Origin of the sequence: uncultured Senegalimassilia sp. (assembly GCF_902464545.1) — a bacterium.
Classification (GTDB): domain Bacteria; phylum Actinomycetota; class Coriobacteriia; order Coriobacteriales; family Eggerthellaceae; genus Senegalimassilia.
The window spans coordinates 23,380-46,483 of sequence record NZ_CABQJR010000005.1; the positions used below are offsets into that span (position 1 = coordinate 23,380).

At 62.2% G+C, this 23,104-nt stretch carries 24 protein-coding genes; 6 read left to right on the forward strand and 18 right to left on the reverse strand.

Annotated features, from left to right (window positions below):
- Positions 1-46 precede the first annotated feature (46 nt).
- The 9 genes from RDW26_RS02425 to RDW26_RS02465 form a co-directional block, all read right to left on the reverse strand.
- Positions 47-892, reverse strand: a complete 846-nt coding sequence (locus RDW26_RS02425; RefSeq protein WP_307982371.1) for a nucleotidyl transferase AbiEii/AbiGii toxin family protein — start codon at positions 890-892, stop codon at positions 47-49.
- The gene (locus RDW26_RS02430; RefSeq protein WP_307982432.1) at positions 889-1,488 is read right to left on the reverse strand and encodes a type IV toxin-antitoxin system AbiEi family antitoxin domain-containing protein; all 600 of its coding nucleotides are present in this window, start codon (positions 1,486-1,488) and stop codon (positions 889-891) included. Before RDW26_RS02430 ends, RDW26_RS02425 begins: the two co-directional genes overlap by 4 nt.
- A gap of 141 nt (positions 1,489-1,629) precedes the next feature.
- The gene (locus RDW26_RS02435; protein ID WP_307982372.1) at positions 1,630-1,974 is read right to left on the reverse strand and encodes a type II toxin-antitoxin system PemK/MazF family toxin; all 345 of its coding nucleotides are present in this window, start codon (positions 1,972-1,974) and stop codon (positions 1,630-1,632) included.
- Complete coding sequence (locus RDW26_RS02440) at positions 1,971-2,240, reverse strand: hypothetical protein (RefSeq protein ID WP_307982373.1); 270 nt, start codon at positions 2,238-2,240, stop codon at positions 1,971-1,973. Before RDW26_RS02440 ends, RDW26_RS02435 begins: the two co-directional genes overlap by 4 nt.
- 60 nt (positions 2,241-2,300) lie before the next feature.
- Positions 2,301-3,236: an FAD:protein FMN transferase gene (locus RDW26_RS02445; RefSeq protein ID WP_307982374.1), complete on the reverse strand. Its 936-nt coding sequence runs from the start codon at positions 3,234-3,236 to the stop codon at positions 2,301-2,303.
- Between the two features lie 73 nt (positions 3,237-3,309).
- Positions 3,310-4,026, reverse strand: a complete 717-nt coding sequence (locus RDW26_RS02450) for a hypothetical protein (protein WP_307982375.1) — start codon at positions 4,024-4,026, stop codon at positions 3,310-3,312.
- 9 nt (positions 4,027-4,035) lie between these two features.
- Positions 4,036-5,883, reverse strand: a complete 1,848-nt coding sequence (locus RDW26_RS02455) for an FAD-dependent oxidoreductase (RefSeq protein ID WP_307982376.1) — start codon at positions 5,881-5,883, stop codon at positions 4,036-4,038.
- A gap of 14 nt (positions 5,884-5,897) precedes the next feature.
- Positions 5,898-6,389: an FMN-binding protein gene (locus RDW26_RS02460; RefSeq protein ID WP_307982377.1), complete on the reverse strand. Its 492-nt coding sequence runs from the start codon at positions 6,387-6,389 to the stop codon at positions 5,898-5,900.
- Between the two features lie 54 nt (positions 6,390-6,443).
- Positions 6,444-7,025, reverse strand: a complete 582-nt coding sequence (locus RDW26_RS02465; protein ID WP_307982378.1) for a cytochrome c3 family protein — start codon at positions 7,023-7,025, stop codon at positions 6,444-6,446.
- A 304-nt stretch (positions 7,026-7,329) separates the two neighbouring features.
- On the opposite strand from RDW26_RS02465, the gene RDW26_RS02470 reads away from it, so the two are divergent.
- Together RDW26_RS02470 and RDW26_RS02475 are read left to right on the forward strand one after the other, a co-directional pair.
- Positions 7,330-7,917, forward strand: coding sequence for a TetR/AcrR family transcriptional regulator (locus tag RDW26_RS02470; RefSeq protein ID WP_307982379.1), 588 nt, complete (start codon positions 7,330-7,332; stop codon positions 7,915-7,917).
- Between the two features lie 126 nt (positions 7,918-8,043).
- Complete coding sequence (locus RDW26_RS02475; RefSeq protein WP_114621053.1) at positions 8,044-9,030, forward strand: DUF5692 family protein; 987 nt, start codon at positions 8,044-8,046, stop codon at positions 9,028-9,030.
- Between the two features lie 293 nt (positions 9,031-9,323).
- Here RDW26_RS02475 and RDW26_RS02480 read toward each other — a convergent pair whose 3' ends face one another.
- The 7 genes from RDW26_RS02480 to RDW26_RS02510 form a co-directional block, all read right to left on the reverse strand.
- Positions 9,324-10,079, reverse strand: a complete 756-nt coding sequence (locus RDW26_RS02480; RefSeq protein ID WP_307982380.1) for a metallophosphoesterase — start codon at positions 10,077-10,079, stop codon at positions 9,324-9,326.
- Positions 10,080-10,222: 143 nt separating this feature from the next.
- Positions 10,223-10,681 (reverse strand): hypothetical protein, encoded by a 459-nt coding sequence (locus RDW26_RS02485; protein WP_307982381.1) that lies wholly within the window; start codon positions 10,679-10,681, stop codon positions 10,223-10,225.
- A 312-nt stretch (positions 10,682-10,993) separates the two neighbouring features.
- Entirely contained in the window at positions 10,994-11,221 is a 228-nt protein-coding gene (locus tag RDW26_RS02490; RefSeq protein ID WP_307982382.1) for a hypothetical protein, read from the reverse strand.
- A gap of 672 nt (positions 11,222-11,893) precedes the next feature.
- Complete coding sequence (locus tag RDW26_RS02495) at positions 11,894-12,313, reverse strand: LysE family transporter (protein WP_307982383.1); 420 nt, start codon at positions 12,311-12,313, stop codon at positions 11,894-11,896.
- On the reverse strand, positions 12,313-12,507 hold the full coding sequence (locus tag RDW26_RS02500; RefSeq protein ID WP_307982384.1) for a hypothetical protein: 195 nt from the start codon (positions 12,505-12,507) through the stop codon (positions 12,313-12,315). The genes RDW26_RS02495 and RDW26_RS02500 overlap by 1 nt, the downstream gene beginning before the upstream one ends.
- A 680-nt stretch (positions 12,508-13,187) precedes the next feature.
- A complete protein-coding gene (locus tag RDW26_RS02505; protein WP_307982385.1) occupies positions 13,188-14,948 on the reverse strand; it encodes an ABC transporter ATP-binding protein in 1,761 nt (586 codons plus the stop codon).
- Entirely contained in the window at positions 14,945-16,963 is a 2,019-nt protein-coding gene (locus RDW26_RS02510; protein ID WP_307982386.1) for an ABC transporter ATP-binding protein, read from the reverse strand. Before RDW26_RS02510 ends, RDW26_RS02505 begins: the two co-directional genes overlap by 4 nt.
- A 169-nt stretch (positions 16,964-17,132) precedes the next feature.
- Here RDW26_RS02510 and RDW26_RS02515 point away from each other — a divergent pair, with 169 nt between their 5' ends.
- Entirely contained in the window at positions 17,133-18,119 is a 987-nt protein-coding gene (locus tag RDW26_RS02515) for an AraC family transcriptional regulator (RefSeq protein ID WP_307982387.1), read from the forward strand.
- 121 nt (positions 18,120-18,240) lie between these two features.
- Here the strand turns inward: RDW26_RS02515 and RDW26_RS09115 are convergent, their stop codons facing one another.
- Positions 18,241-18,546, reverse strand: coding sequence for a type II toxin-antitoxin system death-on-curing family toxin (locus tag RDW26_RS09115; protein WP_374110305.1), 306 nt, complete (start codon positions 18,544-18,546; stop codon positions 18,241-18,243).
- 326 nt (positions 18,547-18,872) lie between these two features.
- On the opposite strand from RDW26_RS09115, the gene RDW26_RS02520 reads away from it, so the two are divergent.
- On the forward strand, positions 18,873-20,549 hold the full coding sequence (locus RDW26_RS02520; protein ID WP_307982388.1) for a SulP family inorganic anion transporter: 1,677 nt from the start codon (positions 18,873-18,875) through the stop codon (positions 20,547-20,549).
- 178 nt (positions 20,550-20,727) lie between these two features.
- Here RDW26_RS02520 and RDW26_RS02525 read toward each other — a convergent pair whose 3' ends face one another.
- On the reverse strand, positions 20,728-21,309 hold the full coding sequence (locus tag RDW26_RS02525; protein ID WP_307982389.1) for a carbonic anhydrase: 582 nt from the start codon (positions 21,307-21,309) through the stop codon (positions 20,728-20,730).
- Positions 21,310-21,437: 128 nt separating this feature from the next.
- On the opposite strand from RDW26_RS02525, the gene RDW26_RS02530 reads away from it, so the two are divergent.
- Both RDW26_RS02530 and RDW26_RS02535 read left to right on the forward strand, forming a co-directional pair.
- On the forward strand, positions 21,438-21,893 hold the full coding sequence (locus RDW26_RS02530) for a C-GCAxxG-C-C family protein (protein ID WP_307982390.1): 456 nt from the start codon (positions 21,438-21,440) through the stop codon (positions 21,891-21,893).
- 62 nt (positions 21,894-21,955) lie between these two features.
- Positions 21,956-23,002, forward strand: coding sequence for a YeiH family protein (locus tag RDW26_RS02535; protein ID WP_307982391.1), 1,047 nt, complete (start codon positions 21,956-21,958; stop codon positions 23,000-23,002).
- Positions 23,003-23,104: the final 102 nt, after the last annotated feature.

A 23,104-nucleotide genomic window follows, 5' to 3' on the forward strand; every position in this document is an offset into this window, starting at 1 on the left:
CCCTCCTTACGTGTGTACCTACAAGATTCAGCGAATGCAGCTGCCATTACGTAAAGACAACTGATGTAAGGTCGCGAACGGCATCAAGCGTTTCCTGAAACGTGATATCGGCCGCATATGAATGTTTAGACACGTATGTTTGCCATTGACGCTCGAGGCCATCATCGCCGTACATCGAGTTAATCAGTTCTTCGCGATGCTTGATGGCTCCCCAGCTATTTCGCTTTTCGCATGTAGCGGAGAGTGCTTCTCGAAGAACGCAGCGATCGACAACGTTGCCCTTGATGCGCCAAAGTTCGTAAACATCGTAAAAGTCGCGAATGCGCGTAGTGGCAACATTTCTAGAAAGCACGGTCTCGACTTTCTCAGCCAATACGGTCTCTAGTGGATAAGCCATAATCCTTGCTGAGCCTTCATCGAACACGAATGGGTACTCATAAACTATGGCATCAGGGGTTATCTTGTCGCCTGTTGTCACATCGATAGACAGCGGGACTGCGAGCGGCTTATAGCAAGCACGCAAAAACACTCGAATACCTGGGTATTCGTCTGCCTCTCGAATATCTTCCGTGCGAATCATCTCAAAGGATATATCGTCATCGACATCAATATCGCAAATATCGCCGAAGACTTCAGCGGCCTTCTCATGAGTTAGGGTAAAACCTCGCACTGTCGTGTCTAAATCTTTCGTAGTGCGTCGATCAACGCCGATGAGCGACCCAATAAGCATGCCGCCTTTCACGATGACGCAATCTCTCCAAGAAGATCTTGAAATCCGGTCAATCAATCGCTCAAGCATATAATTCTGCAGCATCAATTGAGGTGACACGTGTGCTGCCTTCGCCTTGTTATTGATAAGCGCTTTGAGTTGCATCGCGTTTCTCGTATTCATAGCAGCACCTCCGTGTACTTCCTTACTTTGGGGGAGACTCCAAGCGCTTTGGCGTACGATTGCAGTTTTGGCAGGTTCTTTTCTCGCGATGACAAATACGAGCGAAATGCCGGCGAAAGCAGTTGGAGGTCGGGCGACGACGTGCCGCGCAGCATATCGCATAAGGTACGTTCGGCGTTATAGGCACGCACGATGTTGCCATACGGCGTGCCTAGCTCAATGCAACCGAGTTCGTGTAGCTCGGCGGGCGATGACTTCGTGATGATACCTGACTTCTTCGCAGAAGACGGGTTATAGCCCCTAGGGAAAGTCATTGCGAGCGATTCGGGGGCGGAATCGGACAAGCCGAGCAAGTAAAGCGCCGTGTCGTGAGAGAAGATGCCACGGGCGAAGCGATGCTGGGCTCTCACGTACTCGTCTTCCCAGGTTTCGGGCGTGCAATAGAGGCCGCGCGCCGTCTTGACAAGCTCGCCGCGGTTTACTGCATTGGCGAGTTCGCGATTCTGGATACCCCTCGCTTCGACTTCCGAAGCGGTCACGTATCCTCCATTCGCCGCCGCTATCTCAGCAAACGCGTCCGTAGTCCCCTCCTTGATTTTCTATGCTACAAACTAATTAATATTATAGCATAGAAAATCATCACCTACTCAACTCGCAGCCTTGCGCCTTTGGTGGTTATGCCGGTGGTTTGTAGCAGGCGGGCGTTGTTCGAGCATTCGAACCGGGCCCTTACGCAATTAGATGCCGAACATTGCGCCGATGCCGTCGAGCACCCGCGTCATGGTTTCCGTGTCCATTGATAGCCCTGTTTTCTTGACGCGGCGTTTGGGGCTGCTCAAGTCGATAGCGCGTATTTGCTCCAAGCATACGCATCCATGTACGGCATTATCGCTTGCTATCTCCACATGTAGGGGATGCCCGTTAACCGTTGATGTAATGGGGCACACTACGGTAAGGCTCGAGAGGACATTATTGAAATACCCAACAGATACCACTAAAGCGGATCGCATTTTCTTCGGCTCGTGTCCAAGGGTGGGGTCGAAATCAACTTCGATGATGTCGCCTTGTTCGTATAAGGTCATTCGGTCACCTCGGCTCCGACATCGCCGCCGCCCCATTCTTTACCGACTTTAGGGCCTTCCCAGCCTGCGGCAAAGTCTTTCATAGTCATTCGTTTGCTCCGCGAGTAAGCTTGTTGCGGTGCTTCAAACGAAAATGTGAGAGATCGAGAAGATTCGTTGACGGTTACCTTCGCAACGCTGCCGACGTCGATTCCAAGCTGATTGCACAGTTCGCTTGGAACCCGCAAGGCCTTGCTGTTCCCCCATTTGCCGAGCACTGCGTCCATAGGGCTACCTCCCAAGAATGGATATCTATGTATATCCATTATAGAAACCAGCTGCATCGGTTACAACCTTGCTACCATGTCCACGTCCTCACCTTGCAAGCCGGTGGTTTTTAGCAGGTGGGCGTTGGTGGTTAGGAGGATGGCCTCTATGCCGGGGGTTTGCTCGGCGAAGGTTAGAGCTTGCTCGGCGCCCATGATGATGAGCGCGGTGGTGTAGCCGTCGGCGTCGAGCGACTTGTCGGCTATGACGGTTGCGGACAGCACATCCGTTTCCGCCGGTTTGCCTGTTCGGGGGTCCAGAATGTGGTGGAGTACGCGGCCGTTGCGTATGAAGGCGCGCTCGTAGACGCCACTGGTCACTACCGACTCCCCACGTATGGAAACTCTGGTGAACGATGCGGCCTGCAAGCTGCCGCCCGAGGGGACGGGCGCGCGCAGGCCTACGTTCCATGCGCTGCCGTCGGGCTTGCTGCCCAAGCAGGCCACGTTGCCGCCCAGGTTGATCACGCCGCTGGTTGCGCCGTGGCATTTCAGCAGGTCAATCACCCTATCTGCGATATATCCCTTCGCCATGCCGCCCAAATCGACCATTGCCCGCGGGTCGGTGATGCGCGCCTGCGTTCCTTCGACCTGCACGCTGCGCCAGTCAACATGTGCAAGCGCCTCGGCGATGGCGGCATCGTCCGGCACGACCCCGCGCTTGAAATCCCATAGGCGGCACACGCTTCCCATAGTGATGTCGAACAGCCCGTCCGTGCGCTCGCAATATCCCAGCGCAGCACGCAAAACACTAGCAAGCTCGTCGCCCACGTCGACCCACTCACCCGCAGCGGCGTTGAGCGCGAACAGGCGGCTTTCCGGGTTGAAGCGGCTCAGCAGCAGCTCGTATCGCGCGCAAAGCGCCTCGACCTCGCGCAACGCTGCCGCATCGACATCGGCCGACACGGCGCACACGGTATCGAACGCCCGAAACGTCACGGAACAAAGCTCGCGCACAACACTCCTCCTCCCAAACCCTCGCAACGCCGAAAAGGGGCTTTTGCGCTTCCGCAAAAGCCCCCGCACTTCCCTACTTCGTGAACTTGCTCGCCGCCAGCAACAGCGCTACGTTCACCACGCAGTCGACCGCCAGTAGGCCGCCCACGGCCGCCATGTTCGGGCTGGCCGTGTTAATAGCCGCGAACGTGAGCACCGTCAGCACCATGACCACGGCGCCGCACACGGCCGCCGCGCCCACCAGGTTCCAGCTCGCACGCCCGCCGGCACACGAGATGCACGCGCACATGACCTGCGACGACGCACCCAGAAGCGTGCCCAAAAACGCCGTGAAGCACACGGCCGCCAGCACGAGCGCACCAGCGCCCGGCAGCTTGCTGCTCATGGAACCCACCTGCACGCCGCTCAAAATGCCGCTGGCGACCACCAGCAGGCACACCAGCGACACCGCCGCCGCGGCCCAACCCCACAGAAACGCCGCCGCCGGCTTGCCGGCGCCCTCGACGCCCTTCGCGAACAGCGCCGCCTGCAGCACCGCGCCGGCCGCCGACACCATCAGCGTGAGCGCCGCCGCGAACAGAAACGCCACGAACGCCGAGCCGGTCAAAATCGAGCAGATCACGTCGAGCATGGGCACGCCCGACGCCGAGATGTAGTCGTACGCCAGCCACCCGGCCGCGTCCATCACCGCCAGTCCGATGCGGGCAAGCAGCGCCACCACCAGCGCGATGGCGAACAAGATGGCGTACGATCGCGCCATCGTGCGCATGGAATCCTTCATTTCCGTCACGCCCCTTCCCTACTTCGCGCCTTGCAATTCGTGCTCCACGGCCGAGGTGCCGCACAGGTATCCGCCGCAAAACGCCAGCCCCACGTCGCCCATGAGCGAACCTAAGATCGGGTCGCCGATGTAGCTGTTCTCGCCGCACGCGCCGCCGGCGGTGTGCCAGCCGGCGTACAAACCGGGGATGACCAGGCCGTTCGTCCCCACAACCTGCATCTGGTCGTTGATCAGCAGACCGGCCTTCGTGCCGTACAGGTTGCCGCCGATGCGGCAGCCGTAGAACGGCGGCTTCACGATGGCGTGCAGCCACTCGGGCGGCATGGGGTACATGAAGTCGTCCTCGCCGCGCTCGCAGCACTCGTTCCACTTCGCCACCGCCTCGGTGAGCACGCCGGGCGCGAAGCCCAGGTCGGCCTCCAGCTCCTCAAGCGTGTCGCGACGCTTGAGCACGTCAGCGTCGATGGCGTCCTGCACGCCGTGGTGCCAGTCGCGGTAATGCTCGGGCACCTTGTCGATCTGCTCCAGGTCGGGCGTGATGAGCTTGCGGCAATGCTCCTGCGCGAACCCCGCCAGATGATCCTCGTAATCGGCGTCGAAGATGATGTAGCTGCGATGCCCCGGAGGCGTCATCTGGATGGTTGCCAGGTCGCCCAGGGCGTAGATGGCGTTCGCCCCGTCCTCGGCCACGCGGCTGTCCATATAGCGAAGGCGGTTGCCGCAACGGTCGATGGTCAGCCACGGCTGGCGCGAGAGCTGCGTCATGCCGTCATACAGGAAGCGCGCCCACTGGCCGCCTTCGGCCTGCCAATCGACGCCGCCGTCGAAGCTGGCCGAGCTGTTGAAGCCCGACACATCGGCGCCCGCGCCCAGGCCCATGCGGAAGCACTCGCCCGTTTCGCCGCCCACCAGGTAGCTTGACGCGCAGCCCATAGCCGCCGTGGGGATGTACTTCTCCAGCAGCGCCTTGTTGTTGCAGAAGCCGCCGGCCGTCAGGATGACGGCGCCCTTGGCGTGGATGTACACCTCATGGTCGAAATCCTCGCGCGCCACCAGGCCCACGATGCGCCCCGAATCGTCGCGCACCAGCGCCGTTGCCGGGCACTGGAACTTGTAGCGCACGCCGTTTCTCTGACCGAAGGCGAACATGGCGTCGGTAGCGTCCTTCATCTTCAGCACGTGGTGGTCGAGCGTGGCGTTCTTCGGCGCCACGTACACCGGCACCTCGCCCAAACGCCAGCGCACACCGCAATTCGCCATCCAGTCCAGGCTTTTGCCGCCTTCGCTTGCGATCTTGTAGATAAGCTTCGGGTCGGCCGCGTAATGGTACTCGTCCATGGCCCAATCGGTCAGCGCCTGCGCGTCGAAGGGGTAGCTGGGGAAGGCGAAGTGCTTCTTGTTCTGGCCGGAATACCCGCCCAGGATGCCGCACATGCCCGCGGACTGCGCGTTGCCGCCGTGCAAACCCAGCGCCTCCACGCAGATGACGTCGGCACCCAGCTCGGCCGCACGTGCGGCCGCGTTCAGCCCGCCGCCGCCCGCGCCCACCACGCACACATCGCACTCGTAGTCCCACGTCTCGGGGACCGCGCGCGGGGCGATGGGCGTGGCGTCGTTTGCCGGGAACGCTGCGGCGTTGTGCTCACGATACGTGCCGTCCGCGCCGCTGCCGTTGGTGGCGGCGCTGTCGGGCACGGCGACGTTTTTCGAGCCGTCGGCCGCCCAATCGCCGATGACGCCCTGCTCCACAGCCAGCGCCGCCGCGGGCATGGCCGCCGTCGCCGCCGTGCCGCCCACTACGGCGCAAGCGGCGCTGAGAAAGCCGCGTCGCGTGATGCCGCGCGCTTCGCTATCATGCTTGCTCATGTCCTCCCCTTTCGCTAGTTGCCCGATTTCGCCTGGTCGGCGGACGTATCCGTCGCCTGGGCCAGGGCGTCGTCGACCGCCTGCTTCACGCCCGCGGTGGTGATGGTGGCCCCGCTGACGGTGTCGATATCCGAGCCCTGCGCGGCCTCGATCATCTTGGCGAAGGTGCCGTCGCGCACCGCCTCGAACCCGCCGACGCTTTGCGTCTCGCCGTCCTGGGCGGTTTCCAGGCACGTGATACGGTTGTCGTCGACCAGGAGCGTGACGGTCACGTTGCCAGCCATTGCCTTGCCCGTGCCCGTGTACACCCCGTCGCGCAACGGCGTGTCGCACTTCTTGACGGGGTCGATCTGCACCACCGCATCCCATGGATCGTCGGCGTGCATGGCCAGCTGCTCGGCGCTTGCGGCGTCTTTGGACCCCGAACCCTCGAACGATGCGCCGCAACCCGAAAGCCCCAGTACAAGCGCCGTTGCGCCGCAGGCCGCTGCTGTCGTCTTCCTCATGTCGGTCCTTCCTTTCGAAAACCGGCTTGCCGAAACGCGGCAAGCAGAACTGCGCTACTTGGCCGGGCTGCTCCAGCCCTCCGGCACCTCCCAGCTATGGCACGTGTTGCAGTACATGATCGACTGGCCGTGCACGCTGTGGCAGTTGCTGCAATCGATGGCCTCGCCCTGGTGCGACCGGTGCGGGTTCACGCCCGCCTGACCGCCCCAGTTCTCCGTGGCGACGACCACGTCGCTCCAGTCGTGGCAGCCGGCGGTTGCGCACTGCTGCTTGTCCGCGGTGATCAGCTGCGGCGCCAAGCTGCCGTCGGCGTTCGTCTCAAACGACCCGGAAACCCACGCCGTACCCTCGTTGACCTGGGCTTCAAGCGTCGCCTCGTGGCACTGCAGGCATGTGACCCCCTCCTGCTGGTGCGCCACGGCCAGCTGCGCATGGGCCGCATCGCCCTCGCCGTAGTAGCCGTCCACGTAGTAGTCCATGGGCTCGTGGCAGATCGCGTTGCAGAAACTCGGCTGGTTATGCCATACATAGAACCCGCCGCCTGCGCACACGAGTACCACGGCCACCACCGCGCACACGATGGGGACCCGGCGGCGCTTGCCACCCTTCGCCTTCGCCTGTTCGTTCGTCTCCATCACGCCCTCCTTTCACACTTGCATGCTTTTCGTTGCACCCGTGAACGTGATGGCCGCATAATAGCAAGATTTCTCCATCAAATGTTTGACGTTTCTGCAAATGTGTTCATTGACGCTGCGTCAACGCACCCCGTATGCTATGGCCATCGCAAGTGCCCGAGGGGAATGGGAAACGCGATGCGCGCCAAGGGGAAAACAAAGTGCACAACTGGGGAAACGCCCGCACGTCGCGGACGCGCACCCGGGAACGCAGCGCACGGCGCGCAACGGCGCAACAAACGCGCACCAAGGGGAGGTGGCACGGATGAGCGACGAAAGGCGGCAGCAGATCGTCGATGCGGCGCGGCAGCTCTACGAGGAGCAGGGCCTGTCCGCCACGACGGTGAAGGACATCAGCGAGCGCTGCGGCGTGGCGCGGTCGCTGTTCTACCACTACTTCCGCAACAAGCAGGAGGTCACCTCCGCAGTCATCGATGACTTCGTGAACGACTACATCGAGTCGCTGCAGTTCTGGAACCAGCACCGCACCCCCGGCGATATCGAAGGCAGCCTGGCGGGAGTTGTCACCGTCATGCGCGTGGGCGTCTTCGAGCACTCCAGCTTCCGCCGCGCGCTCGACACGCACGAGAACGCGTCGCTCTACCTGGAGTTCATCAACCGCGTAGCCGACCGCATGGCCAGCTACTTCATCGAGACCACCGTGCAGGACTACGCGCAGAACCACCCCATCGACATCGACCACGTCTACGAGACGTTCTACATACTGATCATGGGCATCTGCGGCTACGTGCGAACGCACCGCGACGCGCCCGACGAGGTGCTGCGCGACATCATCGCGCAAACGCTGCACATGGAGCGCGAAACCATGCGCAAACCGGTGCAAGCCGGTTAACGGTCACCGACTAACACAGGGAACAACCAGGCAAAACGCCTGGTGAAAAGGGCATCGCAAGCGGCCCCGGGCATTGTGCGCCTGAAATGCCGGATGCGAGAGCGTATCGACTCAAGGGAGGTCATCATGTTGTTCCAAGTCTACGGCGATACCGCCGTCTACCAGTGGATCGGATGGGTGGTGGTTTTTCTGGCCCTCATCGGGTTCAACGAGGTCGCACGCCGTACGAAGGCCGGCGGCATCACCTGCTTTCTGGTGATTCCCGCCATCCTGACCGGCTACTTCATCGCCATCTACGCCGGCGCGGCCGCCGGTGCCGACTGGGCGCTGAACAACCCGACGTACCTGTACATGAACAGCTGGTTCCACTACGCGAAGCTCTACGCGGCAACCGCCGGGTGCATCGGCTTCATGATCTTGAAGTACCACTGGGGCAAGCTGGGCAACGCCGACTGGTTCAAGTGCTTCCCGTTCGTGATCGTGGCCATCAACATCCTGATCGCCGTGGTCAGCGACTTCGAAAGCGCCGTGCGCGCGTTCGGCACCACCTGGGTGTCCTCGGAAGGCGTCACCCTGTACGGTGGCTGGCACAACGTGTTCAACGGCATCGCCGGCCTCCTGAATATCTTCGTCATGACCGGCTGGTGGGGCATCTACACGTCCAAGAAGAAGCAGGACATGCTGTGGCCTGACATGACGTGGGTGTTCATCATCTCCTATGACATCTGGAACTTCTGCTACACCTACAACTGCCTGCCCACGCACTCCTGGTACTGCGGCCTGGCGCTGCTCCTGGCCCCCACCGTGGCCGGCATGCTGTGGAACAAGGGCGGCTGGATCCAGAACCGTGCCTACACGCTGAGCCTGTGGTGCATGTTCTGCCAGGTGGTGCCCATGTTCGCCAACGACTCCATCTTCGCCGTACAGTCGGTGAACAACCCCGACGTGAACCTGGTCGTCAGCGTGCTGGCGCTGGCCGCGAACGTCGCCGCCGTGGGCTACGTGGCCTACCGCGCCAAGAAGCTGGGCGTCAACCCCTACAAGCACGAGGTATTCGTAGGCACGAAGGACTACGAGAAGGCAATGGCTCGCCGCGAGGACGTGGCTGCATAGGGAACGCGAAGGAGGTCTCGCTAGCGTGACGCGGCGTGGCGAAGGTCGGGAACGACCCTGCGACGCTGCGAAACGCAGCGAAGCGAGTCAAAAACGCGAGGAAACGCACCGCCGCAAGGCAAAGCGAGACGGAGCAAGTCAAACACCGCTTCGCAAAACAAAAGCAGGCCGGAAGAGCTGATCTTCCGGCCTGCTTGCTTTCTCGGGCAGATTATACGTGCCACGCCGCCGGCGCATCCTGCTTGCGAATGACAGCAAACCAGGAAGGTGGTCGGCCGCAGCCGCAAACGGCCTTACTCCAGCCCTTCGCCGCTGTATTTGCCGGTCGCCTCGTCGTATCGCAACACGAGGATGCGGCCGTTTTCCACGGCATTGCCGTCGATATAGTAGTGGGAGGCACCGTCGTGCCAGATTCCGTGATAGCCGGGTGTTCCCGAGATGGTTTCTGTGGTGATGTGCCCGGCAATGACGTCCAGGTCGAAATGTCGGCCCACGTAATCGGGCATCATCGCGGTGAAGTATTCTGGCGGGGTTCCTATCCTCCAGAGGTCGCCGGCGTCTTCGTCGATCCCTGCGTGCACGAACACCTGGGTGGGCGTTTCGTAATAGTACGGGAGGCCGCGAATCCACGATAGGACGTCCGCGTGGTCGGCCTTCATCCGCTCGACGGAGAACCGATACGCGTCCTCGAAGCGCCTGAGCTTCAGCATATGAACGACCTGCTGAAACGCTTTGGCGCCGAGGAAGCTTTTGGTTGTTGCGAGCCCGGAGTCGGCCAGCATCCACGCGCGGGCGTAATCGGGGTCCGCGACCATGTCGCAGTATTCGAGGAGCATCTCCTCGTGGTTTCCGCGCAGCGCCACCACCTGCCCCGGATATTCGTCCTGCAGGCGCATGATTCTTTCGTAGACCTGCAGGCTGTCGGGACCGCGGTCGCAATAGTCGCCGAGCAGGATGAGCCTGGAGCAGCCGTCGCGCAGGTCCACCGTTTCAAGCGCCGCGTTCAAGGGCGCCAGGCAACCGTGTGTATCACTCATGGCGTAGATCATAGGACTCCTGGGTTTACGGTTTTGGTTTGTAAGAGCGCTGACGTGCGTTATTGGCGGGCGCACGCAGATCATGCGCTTGATGCGGGATTCGAGTTCGGCACGTTGGCGGCACGCGAGCGCATCACCGCTGCGGCGTTCGCCGTTTACTTTGCGAGCCGCTTGATGTCTTCTAGGGTTTTCGTGCAGGCCTTAATCTGCCTTTCCAGCTGGGCGATCTTCTCGTTGAGCAGCTGGAGCTGCGTGGCGTCCGCCTGCGCTTCGACCTGCTCCTTTGCGTCGCTTACGGCAAGGTTATCGACTGCGTGCGCAATGAGGGCCCGCAACGTGGCAGCTATGGGCTTGTTCGCCACTGAAGCGATCGTCCTCAAGCGTTCGTTCGTGTCCTGCCTTAGTGTGATACGTCGCTGGGCCGTGCGGGAGTCGTCGTCGCTTCGGAAGTAATCTGCCAGGACTTCGACCGGGTCTCCTTGGAAGCGATCAATCACTTCGTTGAAGATAAAGGAGTCCCGGATTTGCTGGGAGCTAGCGGAGGGATACCACTGGCTTCTGAGGGTTTCCGCCTGTTCGGAGTTGTTGTCAGTTAACGCGATGTTGATTTGCATGATGGTCCTTTTATGCGTTGGCGGTTGATGGGTTGAGTGTGCTTGCAGTGGCCGGTGCCGCTGGGATGGTGGGTTGTTTTACGGATGGCGTTTTTGACCCCATGGGCGACGTCTGTCTGCCAATGCGGAATCGACGATTGCGGCCGAAGCGCAGTGGCTCGCGGGGGCGAATCGATGCTTGCGACAAAGACGCAGTGGTCACCGAAGGTGCCAGATCGATGCTCGCAGCAGAGAAGCGGCGAGGCTCAGGGCATGCGGCGCTCACGGCATCTCGCGCCGCACCGCTGGAATGCGGAGCCTTGCGAAATACGGCTATAGGATAAGGTATCCTTCGCCGCTTCGTTGCCCCAGCGGCTGAAGCCGGACCATGCCAGCGGCAACCTCTTCATACAGCCTGCGGGCGATGCGAGGGTTAGTGGGTTGGCTAAGGTCGATGCCGAACAGGTCGCAAACTTGGACCTTGCTGCCTTGCGGCCGTTTAGCGATAGCTGACAGCAGGTCTTGATAGGTTTTCTGCTCAATAGCGTTTAGTGCGATCATAGTTCCTCCTTGCAAGTGATCGATGCTCAAACGAGCAGTTGTTGATGAGAATCATAGCAAGCTGAAGCATATTATGCAACCGCATGGTTGCGTACTATTTGTAGGTTGCGTCATAAGCGCAACTTTTCTAGAGAGTAAACCGCATAGCTACCGGAATGCTGGCATTTTCCCAGCCTGCATGGCTTGGATGGAATGAAGCTTCAAAGAACTGTCGCGTGGTTTGCAGCCCCCGACTGTACGCAGCGTGATTTCGAAGGATTTCAGGGATATGGGAGATAGACACTGGCGCTCCCCGCCTCGACGGGATGCTGGTTAAGCAGGGTTTTATGACGTTGCCGCTAAGGATCGCTTGCTTGCCTGCCCTTACGACTCTTACACGGAGTGGATTCGTTTGAGCTTTTGACATCAGCTAGGCCGAACCCTCGCCAAACGCCATGATACGAGCACGTGAACGGGCGAACATCGCGGCCAGAGCTGTGGATTGAAGGCTCAGCGAATAACGACACATACCAAAACCGCAGGTCAAACCTGTATCAAACGCTAAATGCCGCAATCATTCAATGCACCCGGGGGAATCGCCTCATCAGACAAGGCCCTTTCAAGCGCCAGAGTCCGGCCAGGAAGGTCGGGCGAGCCGCCCAAACGCCAGATGCACCTCACCAGCTCTTTCGCCTACAACAACACAAGGGTGCTGAGCAATTTGAGACCGTAGAGAGCGATTACAACGCCGCAGACGCGATTAACCCACGTGAGAGCGCGCACGTTGATCTTGCTGCCCAGCCGGTTGAACACGAGGGCCAGGGCGTTGAACCAGACGAAGCTGGCGGTTGCAAAGCCCGCGATGAAGCAGGGGTCGCCACCTGGGGGAAGCGTGGCCCTGAACGCGCCTAGCATGATGGTCCCGTCGACGATTGCCTGCGGGTTCAGCCACGTCACCACGAAGGCTGCGAGGATGATCTTCGCGAAGGGCTGGTTCATTTCCTTATCGCAGGATAGGTCCGCTTCCGACCTGATGAGCCCCACGCCTATGCATACGACCAGCAGGCCGCCAAGGCCCAGCACGATGCTCCTGAGCCACGGGAGGGCGTCCATCAGCGCGCCGGCGCCGAAGAAGCACCCAGGGCCATCGAGACGTCCCAGAACACCACCACGAGCGCGGTGGCCATGACACGGCCCAGCCTGTGGCTCAGGGCGCTGTTGATGACGAACAGGTTCTGCATCCCGATGGGCGCCAGATACGCCAGGCCCAGCGTCAGTCCCTGGATGAACACGGATAGCAAGCTCACCGATATCCCTTACCGCCCAAGCAAGGCCCTGGGCATCGCGAGGTGTACGACGCTGCTGATGATAGCGTATGAGCGCGCAAGCGGGGCGCGGGGCGCGGGGCCGAGTGTGGCGAGCGCGGGATGCCGGGGCGGCGGGAACGAGATGCGGAGGTAGCGGGAACGAGATGCGGAGGTAGCGGGAACGCTGCTTCGCCATCGATTTCGATCGGCGCTAATCTTCAGTGTATCGGTGTAATGTTCAATTTCTTTTGAAGATTAGCTATGCGGATTGAAGATTAGGAGGGGTCTCGGAGAGTCGCTGCCAAAAATTGCGCGAGTGAGTGTAAATGAGAGCGCGCTGCTGGTCAACCTGGGCAAAAAGCACTCCTAGCGCACTAAAATGCATGGTTAAATCCCTTGTTATCAGGACACTTTCGCAATAGGAAATAAATCAAACGCTCAGCCAGGTCTAAGAACACGCACTCGCACGTTTTTTGGCAGCAAACGGGGCAACCCTACCGGAACGCAGATGCGATCGCGAAATCGCACAGGCGCAGCTGCCATTGCATTAGGCTGCTTGCGTCCCAGCAGACACATCGCCCCTCACGAGCGGTCAGCGCGAGCGCGCCTCCGTCCCCCGTTCACAACACGGAGCAAGCGAGAAGCGGCAGCGGCAAGGGCTTGCCCCGCCGCTTCTCGGATTACAGTTGCCAGGTTTCGGTTTCCCTTTGCAGAGCCACCATCCGGGCGAATTGGCCGCCGGCGGCTTTCAGTTGCTCGGGCGATCCTTGCTCGGCTACTTGGCCGTCTTTGAGGACGACCACCTTGTCGGCGGCTTCGACTGTGCGCATGCGGTGCGCGATCACGATGACCGTTTTGCCTGCTAGTAGCCTTGAAAGGGCCGATTGCACCTTGGTTTCGTTCTCTACGTCGAGCGATGCCGTCGCCTCGTCGAGCAGCACGATGGGCGCGTTCTTCAACAGTGCGCGGGCAATCGAGATACGCTGACGCTCGCCACCGGAGAGTTTGGAGCCGTTCTCGCCGATCTTCGTGTCGTACCCCTGCGGCATGCGGCTGACGAACTCGTCGCAGTTCGCTGCGCGCGCGGCGGCCAGAACCTCGGCGTCGGTGGCGTCGCGGCGGCCAAGACGGATGTTGCCCATCACCGTGTCGTCGAACAGCAGCACGTCCTGGAACACGATGGCGTAATCGCGCAGCAGCGTTTCGGGGTCAACCGTGGACACGTCGACGCCGCCCACGCGCACCGCGCCGCCCGTGGCGTCCCAGAACCGCGCAGCTAGGCGCGCGCAGGTGGACTTGCCCGAGCCGGACGGCCCCACCAGCGCCGTCACCTGGCCTTCCCGCGCGGTGAAGCTCACGTCGGCCAGCACGCGCTCCCCCGCTCGCCCGTCGTCGCCGGCGCCGTAGGAGAACGCTACGTGGTCGAACTCGATATCGTGGCCCGCCGGCGCGAACTCGGCCGTGCCCGAGGCCATGGGCTCCTCCATGATCGAGCGCATGCGCGCCGCCGACGTCTCGGAGGCGAACAACTCGCTGACCAGCGCGAACGCCTGATCGAACGGGGCGTAGATGCGCGAGATCACCAGCAGATACGCGAACATGACCATGAAGTCGATCTGACCTGCGGCGATAAGGGCCGCGCCCGCAATAAGCGTGGTGGCGATGCCCAGGCGCAAGATCGCGTACGCCGTGTTCACCAGCAGGCCGTTGGTCAGCTCGCCCTTCGCGCATTCGCGCTCGGTGGCGTCGATCGTGGCGTTCAGGCCCGCCAGGTAGTGCCGCTCCTGGTTGGTGGCGCGGATCTCGCGCACGCAGTCGAGCGTCTCCTGGATGCCTTGCGTCACCTTCAGCTTCGCCATCCTATTGCGCTCGAACACCGGCTTCATCGGCTTGCGCGTGGCGAACAACAGGGCAAAAGCCACCGGAACGCTCCAAAACGCCGCGATCGAAAGCTGCCAGCAGAAGAACAGCGAGCACACGAACACAATGGACGTCGAGATCACGGCGCCCCACAGCTCGCCGAGCGCATGGCTGTAGGCGTGTTCCATGACCTGCACGTCGCCCATGATGGTTTCGGTCAAATCTGCCAGGTCGCGCCGCCCGAAGAACGAAAGCGGCAGTTTGCGCAGACGCTCGGCAATCTCCATGCGCTGGTTGCCGCATTCCTCGTAGTAAATGCAGTAGGAGTAGTAATACTGCTGCCAGTTGGACAGCAACAGCGCCGCGAAGAACACCGCAAGGCCTATGGCAAACAGCGCCGCGCCCGGCAGGTCGGCGCCTTCGGTCAGGTGTTTCACGAACCCGTCCATCACCAGGAACAGAAACGCCATGCCGGCCATGGTGACCAGGTTCGTGACGCAGGTCCAGAACACGCCGCGCTTCACGCCGGACATGCCCTTGTCGGAAAGGAAGTACTTCTTCTTAAACGAGGCGAACATCATGCCTCACCTCCCTTCATGGCGGCCGCTTCCGTCTGCGCGCCCGCGATCTTCCAGCTTGCGGCCTGCTCGTAGTCGGCCCACATGGATGCGTACAGCCCGCCAGCTTCGACCAGCTCGGCATGCGTGCCGCGCTCGGCCACGCGACCCTGGTCGAGCACCACGATCTGGTCGGCGCCCACCACCGTCGAGAGCCGGTGGGCGATCATGATCACCGTGCGGTTCTCGGCCAGCTTCGCGAAGGCGCGCTGGATGAGGGCCTCGTTCTCGGGGTCAGCGAACGCCGTGGCCTCGTCGAGCACCACGATGGGCGCGTCCTTGAGGATCGCGCGGGCAAGGGCTACGCGTTGCACTTCGCCGCCCGACAAATACGCCCCGCCGGCGCCGAGGTGCGTGTCGACGCCCTGCGGCAGCTTCGCCACGATGTCGTCGCATTGCGCGGCGTGCAGCGCTGCCAGCACCTGCTCACGCGTGGCATCGGGCCTGGCTGCGCGCACGTTTTCCTCGAGCGTTCGGCTGAACAGCTGGTTGGTTTGGAAGACGAACGCGATCTTGTCCATGAGCTCGTGCGGGGCGGCGTCGCGCACGTCCACGCCGCCGACGAGCACGCGCCCGGCGGTTGCGTCCCAAAAGCGCGGTATCAGGCTTGCGCACGTCGACTTGCCGCCGCCCGACGGACCCACGAGCGCGAGGGTCGTGCCGGCGGGGACTTCGAAGCTCACGTCGTCGAGCGCGTTGGCTGCGGCGCCTTCATAGGCAAACGACACGTGCTCGAAGCGCACGTCACCGCCCTCGATGTGGCGCGGGTTCGCGAGGGCCTCGAGCGGCTTCGCCTCCAAGATCGCACGCACGCGGCCGAGGGAATCGCCCGCCATCTGCGACGCCTCGCTCATGAACATGAGCTTCGCCATAGCTGTGGGAATGACCGCCGAGAAGATGGCGTAGAAGGCGAAATCGACCACGAAGCTGGGGAGATCCGCTTCGCCCGGCGCCAGGATGAGCGCCACGGGAAGCAGGAACACCACCAAGCCGTTGAGCACCGACAGCTGAAGGACCTGCGGTTTTCGACAGAACGTGCCCGCGTAGTCCTGCGCCATGCGCGCGTAGTCGGCGATGGCATCGTGGAACGCCTTGAAGGAGTGCACCGTCTGTTGAAACACCTTCACCACGGGGATGCCGCGCACGTATTCGGTGCCGGTTTCGTTCATGCGCACAAGCGCGCCCATATAAGCTTTCATGAACTCCATGCCCTTGCCGGACATCATGGTCATGAGACAGCAGACCGAGATCACGATCGGGACCAGACACGCAAGGCCAAGGCGCCAATCGAAGGCGAACAGCAGCGCGAGCATACCGACCACCATGGCGATCGAACCCGCCGCATCGGGCAACACGTGCGCGAGCAGCGATTCGGTGCTGGCAGCGCAGCCGTCGATCACGCGGCGCAGCTCGCCGGTTGCGTGCGTGTCGAAGTAACCGAGCGGCAGGCGCATGAGGTGCTCGGTGGTTTGCTTGCGCATGTTCGACGCCGTGCGGAACGCGGCCAGGTGCGTGCACATGAGCGCGAGGAAATAGGCCGCGATCGAGGCGACCGCGCCGCCGATGGCCCACCAGCCGTACGCGGCGATGCCTTGCGCGGCCTGCCAATTCGGCGCGACTTCGATAAGGTCGCGCGCGACAAGCCAGATGCACACGTAGGGCACGAAGCCGAGCAGCTGCGATACGGCGCTGAGCGCCAAGCCGAGGTACGTGAGCGGCTTTCTGCTGCCTGCGAAGTCGAGGAGCTGGGAGATGTCGTTGCGTTTGGGGCTGGGAGTGGGGGTTGCCGACGGGTCAACGGCTTCGCCAGCAACATTGACACCGGTTTGGTTGTTTTCGGCGTTTGCCGCAAACGATTTTCCTACGGCTTCGCCGCCGCCGACGTCGCCTGCTGCCAAGCAAGGTGCTTCGGCGGTGGGCGGGTCGGCGGCTTCGTCGGCGTTTTGGCGAGGTGTTGGGCGTGGTTCCTCTTCGGCCATAGTTATTCCTTCCCTATTTGGGGCTTTTGCGCGGCGCGTTTTTGGGCGTTTTGCCGGCGCGGAATGCCTCTTGCTAGTTACCTTGGCGTAACTTATCATGCAAGGAAGCCTTGGCAAACATTCCTGCTGAGCGCGTGCACGAAACCGAAACAATGAGAGACGAATCCGAATGACCGATGCTTCCGCCTACAACGCCATCCCACGCGCGGTTCGCTCGCTTTACGAGCCGCAGCTCGAGCAGTTCGGGATCGTCATCCGCCGCAACGGCGAAGGCTGGTCGGGCACGGGTCGGAACACCTGGGGCTGCGGGTCGGCGTGGGGCATGCCCGTTGGGGATTTCTGCATCGCGTTCAGCCACGAGGTGTATATGGAGCGAGATATGGCGCTGGTCGAGTCGCCCGAGAGCGCATATGCGTGCGTGTGCATGGTGTCGGAGGATTCCAAGGCCACCATGCCGCGGATGATCGACCGGCCGCGGGCGCTGCTCGACGGATCGCTGTACTCGTTCGTGCAGCCAGCGGGTTCGTCTTCCGGCACGCTGCGCCGGGGAGGCCTGTATTCGTCGCGCTGCATCTGCTTTCTGCCGCAGTATTTCGAGAAACTCGATTTGCGCTGGCCAGGCGCGTTCTCGGGCATGTTCGAGCGGTTCGGACGCGCGTGGGATGAGGCGCAATCGCGGATTATCATGTCGGCGCTGCTAGGAACCGGGCCGCAATACCGGCCGGGTTCGGCGCTGCTTATCCAGGCGCGCGTCGAGCAGATGGTGGCCGAGCTTGCCGCGTCATGCGCCGGTGACGAGGACGCGCGGTGCGGCGCTTCGGCGCGCGAGCGCGGCGAACTTGCTCTTGAGGCGCAGGCTGCCATCGAGCGCATGCTCGACGAGGGGCGCGCACCCGGCCTCGACGAGCTTGCGAGCATGCTGTTCGTGAGTCGCTCGCACCTGTGCTCGGCGTTCTCGCGCGAGACGGGGCAAAGCATCGGGCGATACGCCAAAGCGCGCCGGATCGAACGCGCAAAGGTCCTGCTTGCAAGCGGCGATTCGGTCGCGTACGTGGCCGAGCGCCTGGGTTGGCCACGACCCTCGGCGTTCTCGCAGGCGTTCAAGCAAGCAACCGGCATCTCCCCCACCGAATGGCGCGACGCGTGCAAGGGGTAGCGGGGAGACGGAGCGGGGACGGACCAGGCATCAGGCGCGCCGCGGGGAGCGAGCGACGTGCTTGCATGCGTGAACGCGTTTCCGCGCGAACACACCTCCGTCCCCCGTTCGTTTGGCGCGGTTATCCCTCAGCGGTTTGCACCCACTCCACAAGCGGTTCGAAGTCCCATGTACCATCGGCAGTACCGAGCATGGCTTCAAGAAGGTCGGCATGGGATGGCTTGAATTCGAACCCGGATAGCCTGAGGTATGTACCCATGAAGGCGGTGGCGGTTCGTTTGTTACCATCGGCGAATGGATGGTCTTTGATGATGCCGTAAGCGTATCTGCAGGCCTTTGCCTCGTCAGTTGGATGACGAAAAGCAGCCCTGCGCCTGTGAGCGCATGGGGCGAGGTGCAAAACTTGATGGAAGGACTTCAAGGCCATCTGCCTCGCTTGAATTGTCGCAAATGTAGGTTATTTCCCTACATTTGCGACATCTGGCGTCATCTTGCCGACTTGTCTCGAATCGCCCCCGGCCGTCGCGTCAGCGCCGATATCCCTTCTTACTGGCGATTTTGTGTGGTCGGGCGGCGGGCGGCTTTGCCGCGTTACCATAAACACCCTCTTGCGGCTAGGCATGCCGTACAATCTGAAGACACATCACGCTCCATCCGGGGAAAAGGCCCGGTTGGGGCGTTGTCGTCTCCATCGCCCGGCGGGCTGCGTTGCAGGAGCTTTGAAACCGACCATTCCGACGCGAAACGAAGGCCATGCAGCGAGACAAGATCAAGCCCATATTATTCAGCATCATCAAGCACTCCAGCAAAGAGGAGCTGCGCCGCCAGATCCCGAAGGACATCGTCTCGGGCGTGGTGGTTGCCGTGGTGGCGCTGCCGCTTTCCATCGCGCTGGCCATCGCATCAGGCGTCGGACCTGAGCAGGGCCTTTACACCGCCATCATCGCAGGCTTCCTGATTGCGTTCTTGGGCGGCAGCCGCGTGCAGATCTCCGGTCCCACCGCCGCCTTCGCCACCATCGTCGCGGGCATCGTGGCCACCGACGGCATGGAGGGCCTGGTGGCGGCCACCATCATCGCCGGCGTGATACTCGTGCTCATGGGCCTGCTGAAGCTCGGCACGCTCATTCGCTTCGTTCCCTACACCATCACCACCGGCTTCACTGCCGGTATCGCGGTGACCATCGTGATCGGGCAGATCAAGGACCTGCTGGGGCTGACGTACCCCGCCGGCACCACTACCGTCGACACCACTGACAAGCTGGGCGCCCTGGCGGCCAACATCTCCACGGTGAACTGGCAGGCGGTGCTGGTGGGCGTGGTGTGCCTTGTCATCCTGATGCTGTGGCCGAAGGTGTCCAAGCGCATCCCCTGTTCGCTGGTGGCTGTTATCGTGGGCGCCGCCATGGTGCCCGCATTCGGCCTGCAAGTCAACACCATCGGCGACCTGTACACCATCGAGGCGGGCCTGCCCACGCTGCAATTCCCCCAGCTCAGCCTGGACCTGTTCCGCGACGAGCTTGCCAACGGCATCACCATCGCCATCCTTGCGGCCATCGAGTCGCTGCTGTCGTGCGTGGTCGCCGACTCCATGATTTCCGGCCATCACCGCTGCAACATGGAGCTGGTGGCGCAGGGCGTCGGCAACATGGGCTCGGTGCTCTTCGGCGGCATTCCCGCAACGGGCGCCATCGCGCGTACCGCCGCCAACGTGAAAAGCGGCGGCCGCACGCCCATCGCCGGCATGGTGCACGCCGCGGTGCTGCTGTTGGTGCTGGTATTCCTGATGCCCTATGCCGCGCTCATCCCCATGCCCACCATTGCGGCAATTTTGCTGCAAGTTGCCTACAACATGTCGGGTTGGCGCAACTTCGCCCACCTTTGCGTCACGGCCTCGCGCGGTGCTGTGGCCACGTTGCTGCTGACGTTCACGCTGACCATCGTGTTCGACCTAGTCACCGCCATTGCCGTGGGCATGCTCATCACGGTGGTGCTGTTCATGAAGATGGTTTCCGAGGAGACCGAGGTGAAGGGCTGGACGTACTTCTGCGACAAGGACTCCGAAGTTACGCACCTGCGCGAGCTGCCCAAGAGCGTTCGCGTGTACGAGATCAACGGCCCGATGTTTTTCGGCATGACCGACCGCATCTCCGACATCTCGGTGAAGGATTTCACGAAGTACCTGATCATCCGCATGCGCGGCGTGCCCTCGCTGGACGCCACGGGCATGAACGCGCTGGAGAACCTGTACGAGTACTGCGCGGAAAACGGCGTGCAGCTGATCTTCAGCCACGCCAACGAGCAGCCCATGAGGACCATGCGCCGCGCCGGTTTCGTCGACCTGGTGGGCAAGGATCGCTTCCGCCCGAACATCGACGACGCCATCGCCTACGCCCGCACCCAGCTCGAGCAAGAGGAGAAAGCCGCGTAAGGCGCCTGCGGGGGGCGATGGGTTCGATGCCCCGGCGACCCCCCGTGGACAGGGGACGGAGGTGTGTTCATGCAGGCAGCTTGCGAGGGATGGCGACCTCGCTGGCCCAACGGTCCGCAAACAACCTAACGAAAACGCGGATGCGCCCGCGGAATCCCGCGGGCGCATCCGCGTTCGGCTATCGCTCCAAAAACTGGACTTCGCCGGTGTCGGTTTGGTAGAGGGCTCCTATTACCCGTAGGCCGTGTTCCGCCTCGTCGATTCGGACTTTGCGGCTTTCCTCGATGCGGCGTACGCTGCGCGCCACGTTCGCCAGGCAGGCGGCGGCTTCGTCGGTTTCGTTGCCGATAGCGTCTGCTATCTCGTCGGTGATGAACTTCACTGTTCCGTAGGGCTCGTGATGCATGGCGGCGTCGACGGCGCCGCAGCCCGTGTGGCCCAAAACCACCACCAGGTTGCAGCCCAAGTGGTCTTCGGCGTATTCGATGCTGCCGAGCTGGTGCTTGTCCACCACGTTGCCGGCCACGCGGATGACGAACAGCTCGCCGATGCCCGCCGAGAAGATGGCCTCGGGGATCACGCGCGAGTCCGAGCACGCCAGCACGATAGCGTACGGGCGCTGGCCTTCGCAAAACGTCGACTGGCGCAACTCCGGCGACACATCGCCCTGCGCTTGGCTCGCGCTCAGATAGCGAGCGTTTCCCTCGCGCAGGCGCTCGAGCGCCTCATCTGCCGTAAGGTTGCAAAATTTGTGGCTCATGGCGGGCTCCCCTTTCATTATGTTCACGCTCAGCTTACCGCGGTGCGCAAACCTGAACGCATTTTTGCCGGCAAGCTGCAAAATGTCAGCGGTTACAATAGGGCAAACCTAGGGGGAAAGGAACTGCCATGTCGAAACAGGCGATTTTGGAACTTGACCACGATGCGTGCAAAACGCAGGCGATGGCGTATCTCGAGCAAGGCTTCAATTGCGCGCAGGTGGTCGCTTGCACGCTGGCGCCGGCGATCGGGCTTGACGTCGACCAGACGTTTCGCCTGATGGAGGGCTTTGGCGGCGGCATGGGCGGCTATACCGAGACCTGCGGCGCGGTGTCGGGCGCCGTCATGGCGGCCGGATGGGCCAAAAGCGCCGGTAGCGAAAACCCCGTCAGCAAGATGGAAACGTACCAGCTGGCCGATCAGATGTGCTCGCGATTCAAGGCGCAAAACGGCACCACCATCTGCTCCGAGCTCAAGGGCATCGGCAACCCCGCGGGGCCGCTCCGCTCCTGCCCCGGCTGCATCCAAGACGCCGTGGACATCGCCATCGATGTTCTTCAGGCGGATGCGCGCGCTGGCGCATAGCTCCACCGGGACGTTGCGCTATAGTTGACCGCGTCATACAACTTACGCGTAGAAAGCACCTCATGTCCCACATCAAAACCCTTGCGCCCGGCATTGCCGTAAGCGCCCTTATCGCCGTCGTCTGCTGGTTTCTCGGCCAGGCGGTGCCACTGGTGGGCGGCGCCGTGTTCGCCATTTTGCTGGGCATGGTCATCGGTACGTTCTGGAAGGAGAAGGGCGCTGCGGGGCCGGGCATCAAGTTCGCGTCGAAGAAGATCCTGCAAACCGCCGTGGTGCTGCTGGGCTTCGGATTGCCGCTGACGCAATTGGCCCAGGTGGGAGCCATGTCGCTGCCCGTCATCCTGTCCACCATCTCCGCGTCGCTGATCACCGCGGCCGTGCTGTGCCGCGTGATGCACGTGCCCGGGCGCACCGCCACGCTCATCGGCGTGGGGTCCTCGATCTGCGGCGGCTCGGCCATCGCCGCCACCGCGCCGGTCATCAAAGCCGACGATCAGGAAGTGGCGCACGCCATATCGGTGGTGTTTCTGTTCAACGTGCTGGCAGCGCTCATCTTCCCCACGCTTGGCGACGTTATAGGTTTGAGCAATAACGGCTTCGGCCTGTTCGCGGGTACCGCGGTCAACGACACGTCGTCGGTGACCGCCGCCGCAGCTGTATGGGACGGCATGCACCCCGGCGCAAACGCGCTCGATTACGCCACCATCGTCAAGCTCACGCGCACGCTCGCCATCATCCCCATCACGTTCGCGCTGGCGCTATGGGTTTCCGCGCACGAACGCAAGCAAGCCGCGGAAAACGGCGCGAATGATGCATCTACCAGCGGTTTCAGCTTGAAACGTGCGCTGCCCACGTTCATCGTGCTGTTCGTGTGCGCCTCCCTGGTGGCCACGGGCGCCAGCGCCGCAGGCGTCGACCCGGCCGTTTTCGCGCCGCTCAAAACGCTCAGCAAGTTCTTCATCGTGGTTGCCATGGCGGCCGTCGGCCTGAACACCGACGTGGTCGGCCTGGTGAAGTCGGGCGCAAAACCCATCGTGCTGGGCGCGGCATGCTGGGTGGCCATTGCATGCACGAGCCTGGCGGCGCAGCACGCGCTAGGACTCTGGTAACGCTGGGCGTGCGAACGCTAGGCGCCCGGAGCCGGAGCCGTTGAATCCGAATCCGACGTCCGCGCCGCCATCCCGCAAAACCGCCGCTTCCGCGGTTCAAAC

Excerpts from the sequence above, each read along its gene's own strand:
- RDW26_RS02425 (WP_307982371.1), bottom strand. The coding sequence starts at position 892 with ATGAATACGAGAAACGCGATGCAACTCAAAGCGCTTATCAATAACAAG.
- RDW26_RS02435 (WP_307982372.1), bottom strand. The coding sequence starts at position 1,974 with ATGACCTTATACGAACAAGGCGACATCATCGAAGTTGATTTCGACCCC.
- RDW26_RS02440 (WP_307982373.1), bottom strand. The coding sequence starts at position 2,240 with ATGGACGCAGTGCTCGGCAAATGGGGGAACAGCAAGGCCTTGCGGGTT.
- RDW26_RS02455 (WP_307982376.1), bottom strand. The coding sequence starts at position 5,883 with ATGAGCAAGCATGATAGCGAAGCGCGCGGCATCACGCGACGCGGCTTT.
- RDW26_RS02460 (WP_307982377.1), bottom strand. The coding sequence starts at position 6,389 with ATGAGGAAGACGACAGCAGCGGCCTGCGGCGCAACGGCGCTTGTACTG.
- RDW26_RS02465 (WP_307982378.1), bottom strand. The coding sequence starts at position 7,025 with ATGGAGACGAACGAACAGGCGAAGGCGAAGGGTGGCAAGCGCCGCCGG.
- RDW26_RS02470 (WP_307982379.1), top strand. The coding sequence starts at position 7,330 with ATGAGCGACGAAAGGCGGCAGCAGATCGTCGATGCGGCGCGGCAGCTC.
- RDW26_RS02475 (WP_114621053.1), top strand. The coding sequence starts at position 8,044 with ATGTTGTTCCAAGTCTACGGCGATACCGCCGTCTACCAGTGGATCGGA.
- RDW26_RS02480 (WP_307982380.1), bottom strand. The coding sequence starts at position 10,079 with ATGATCTACGCCATGAGTGATACACACGGTTGCCTGGCGCCCTTGAAC.
- RDW26_RS02485 (WP_307982381.1), bottom strand. The coding sequence starts at position 10,681 with ATGCAAATCAACATCGCGTTAACTGACAACAACTCCGAACAGGCGGAA.
- RDW26_RS02490 (WP_307982382.1), bottom strand. The coding sequence starts at position 11,221 with ATGATCGCACTAAACGCTATTGAGCAGAAAACCTATCAAGACCTGCTG.
- RDW26_RS02495 (WP_307982383.1), bottom strand. The coding sequence starts at position 12,313 with ATGGACGCCCTCCCGTGGCTCAGGAGCATCGTGCTGGGCCTTGGCGGC.
- RDW26_RS02505 (WP_307982385.1), bottom strand. The coding sequence starts at position 14,948 with ATGATGTTCGCCTCGTTTAAGAAGAAGTACTTCCTTTCCGACAAGGGC.
- RDW26_RS02510 (WP_307982386.1), bottom strand. The coding sequence starts at position 16,963 with ATGGCCGAAGAGGAACCACGCCCAACACCTCGCCAAAACGCCGACGAA.
- RDW26_RS02515 (WP_307982387.1), top strand. The coding sequence starts at position 17,133 with ATGACCGATGCTTCCGCCTACAACGCCATCCCACGCGCGGTTCGCTCG.
- RDW26_RS09115 (WP_374110305.1), bottom strand. The coding sequence starts at position 18,546 with ATGGCCTTGAAGTCCTTCCATCAAGTTTTGCACCTCGCCCCATGCGCT.
- RDW26_RS02520 (WP_307982388.1), top strand. The coding sequence starts at position 18,873 with ATGCAGCGAGACAAGATCAAGCCCATATTATTCAGCATCATCAAGCAC.
- RDW26_RS02525 (WP_307982389.1), bottom strand. The coding sequence starts at position 21,309 with ATGAGCCACAAATTTTGCAACCTTACGGCAGATGAGGCGCTCGAGCGC.
- RDW26_RS02530 (WP_307982390.1), top strand. The coding sequence starts at position 21,438 with ATGTCGAAACAGGCGATTTTGGAACTTGACCACGATGCGTGCAAAACG.
- RDW26_RS02535 (WP_307982391.1), top strand. The coding sequence starts at position 21,956 with ATGTCCCACATCAAAACCCTTGCGCCCGGCATTGCCGTAAGCGCCCTT.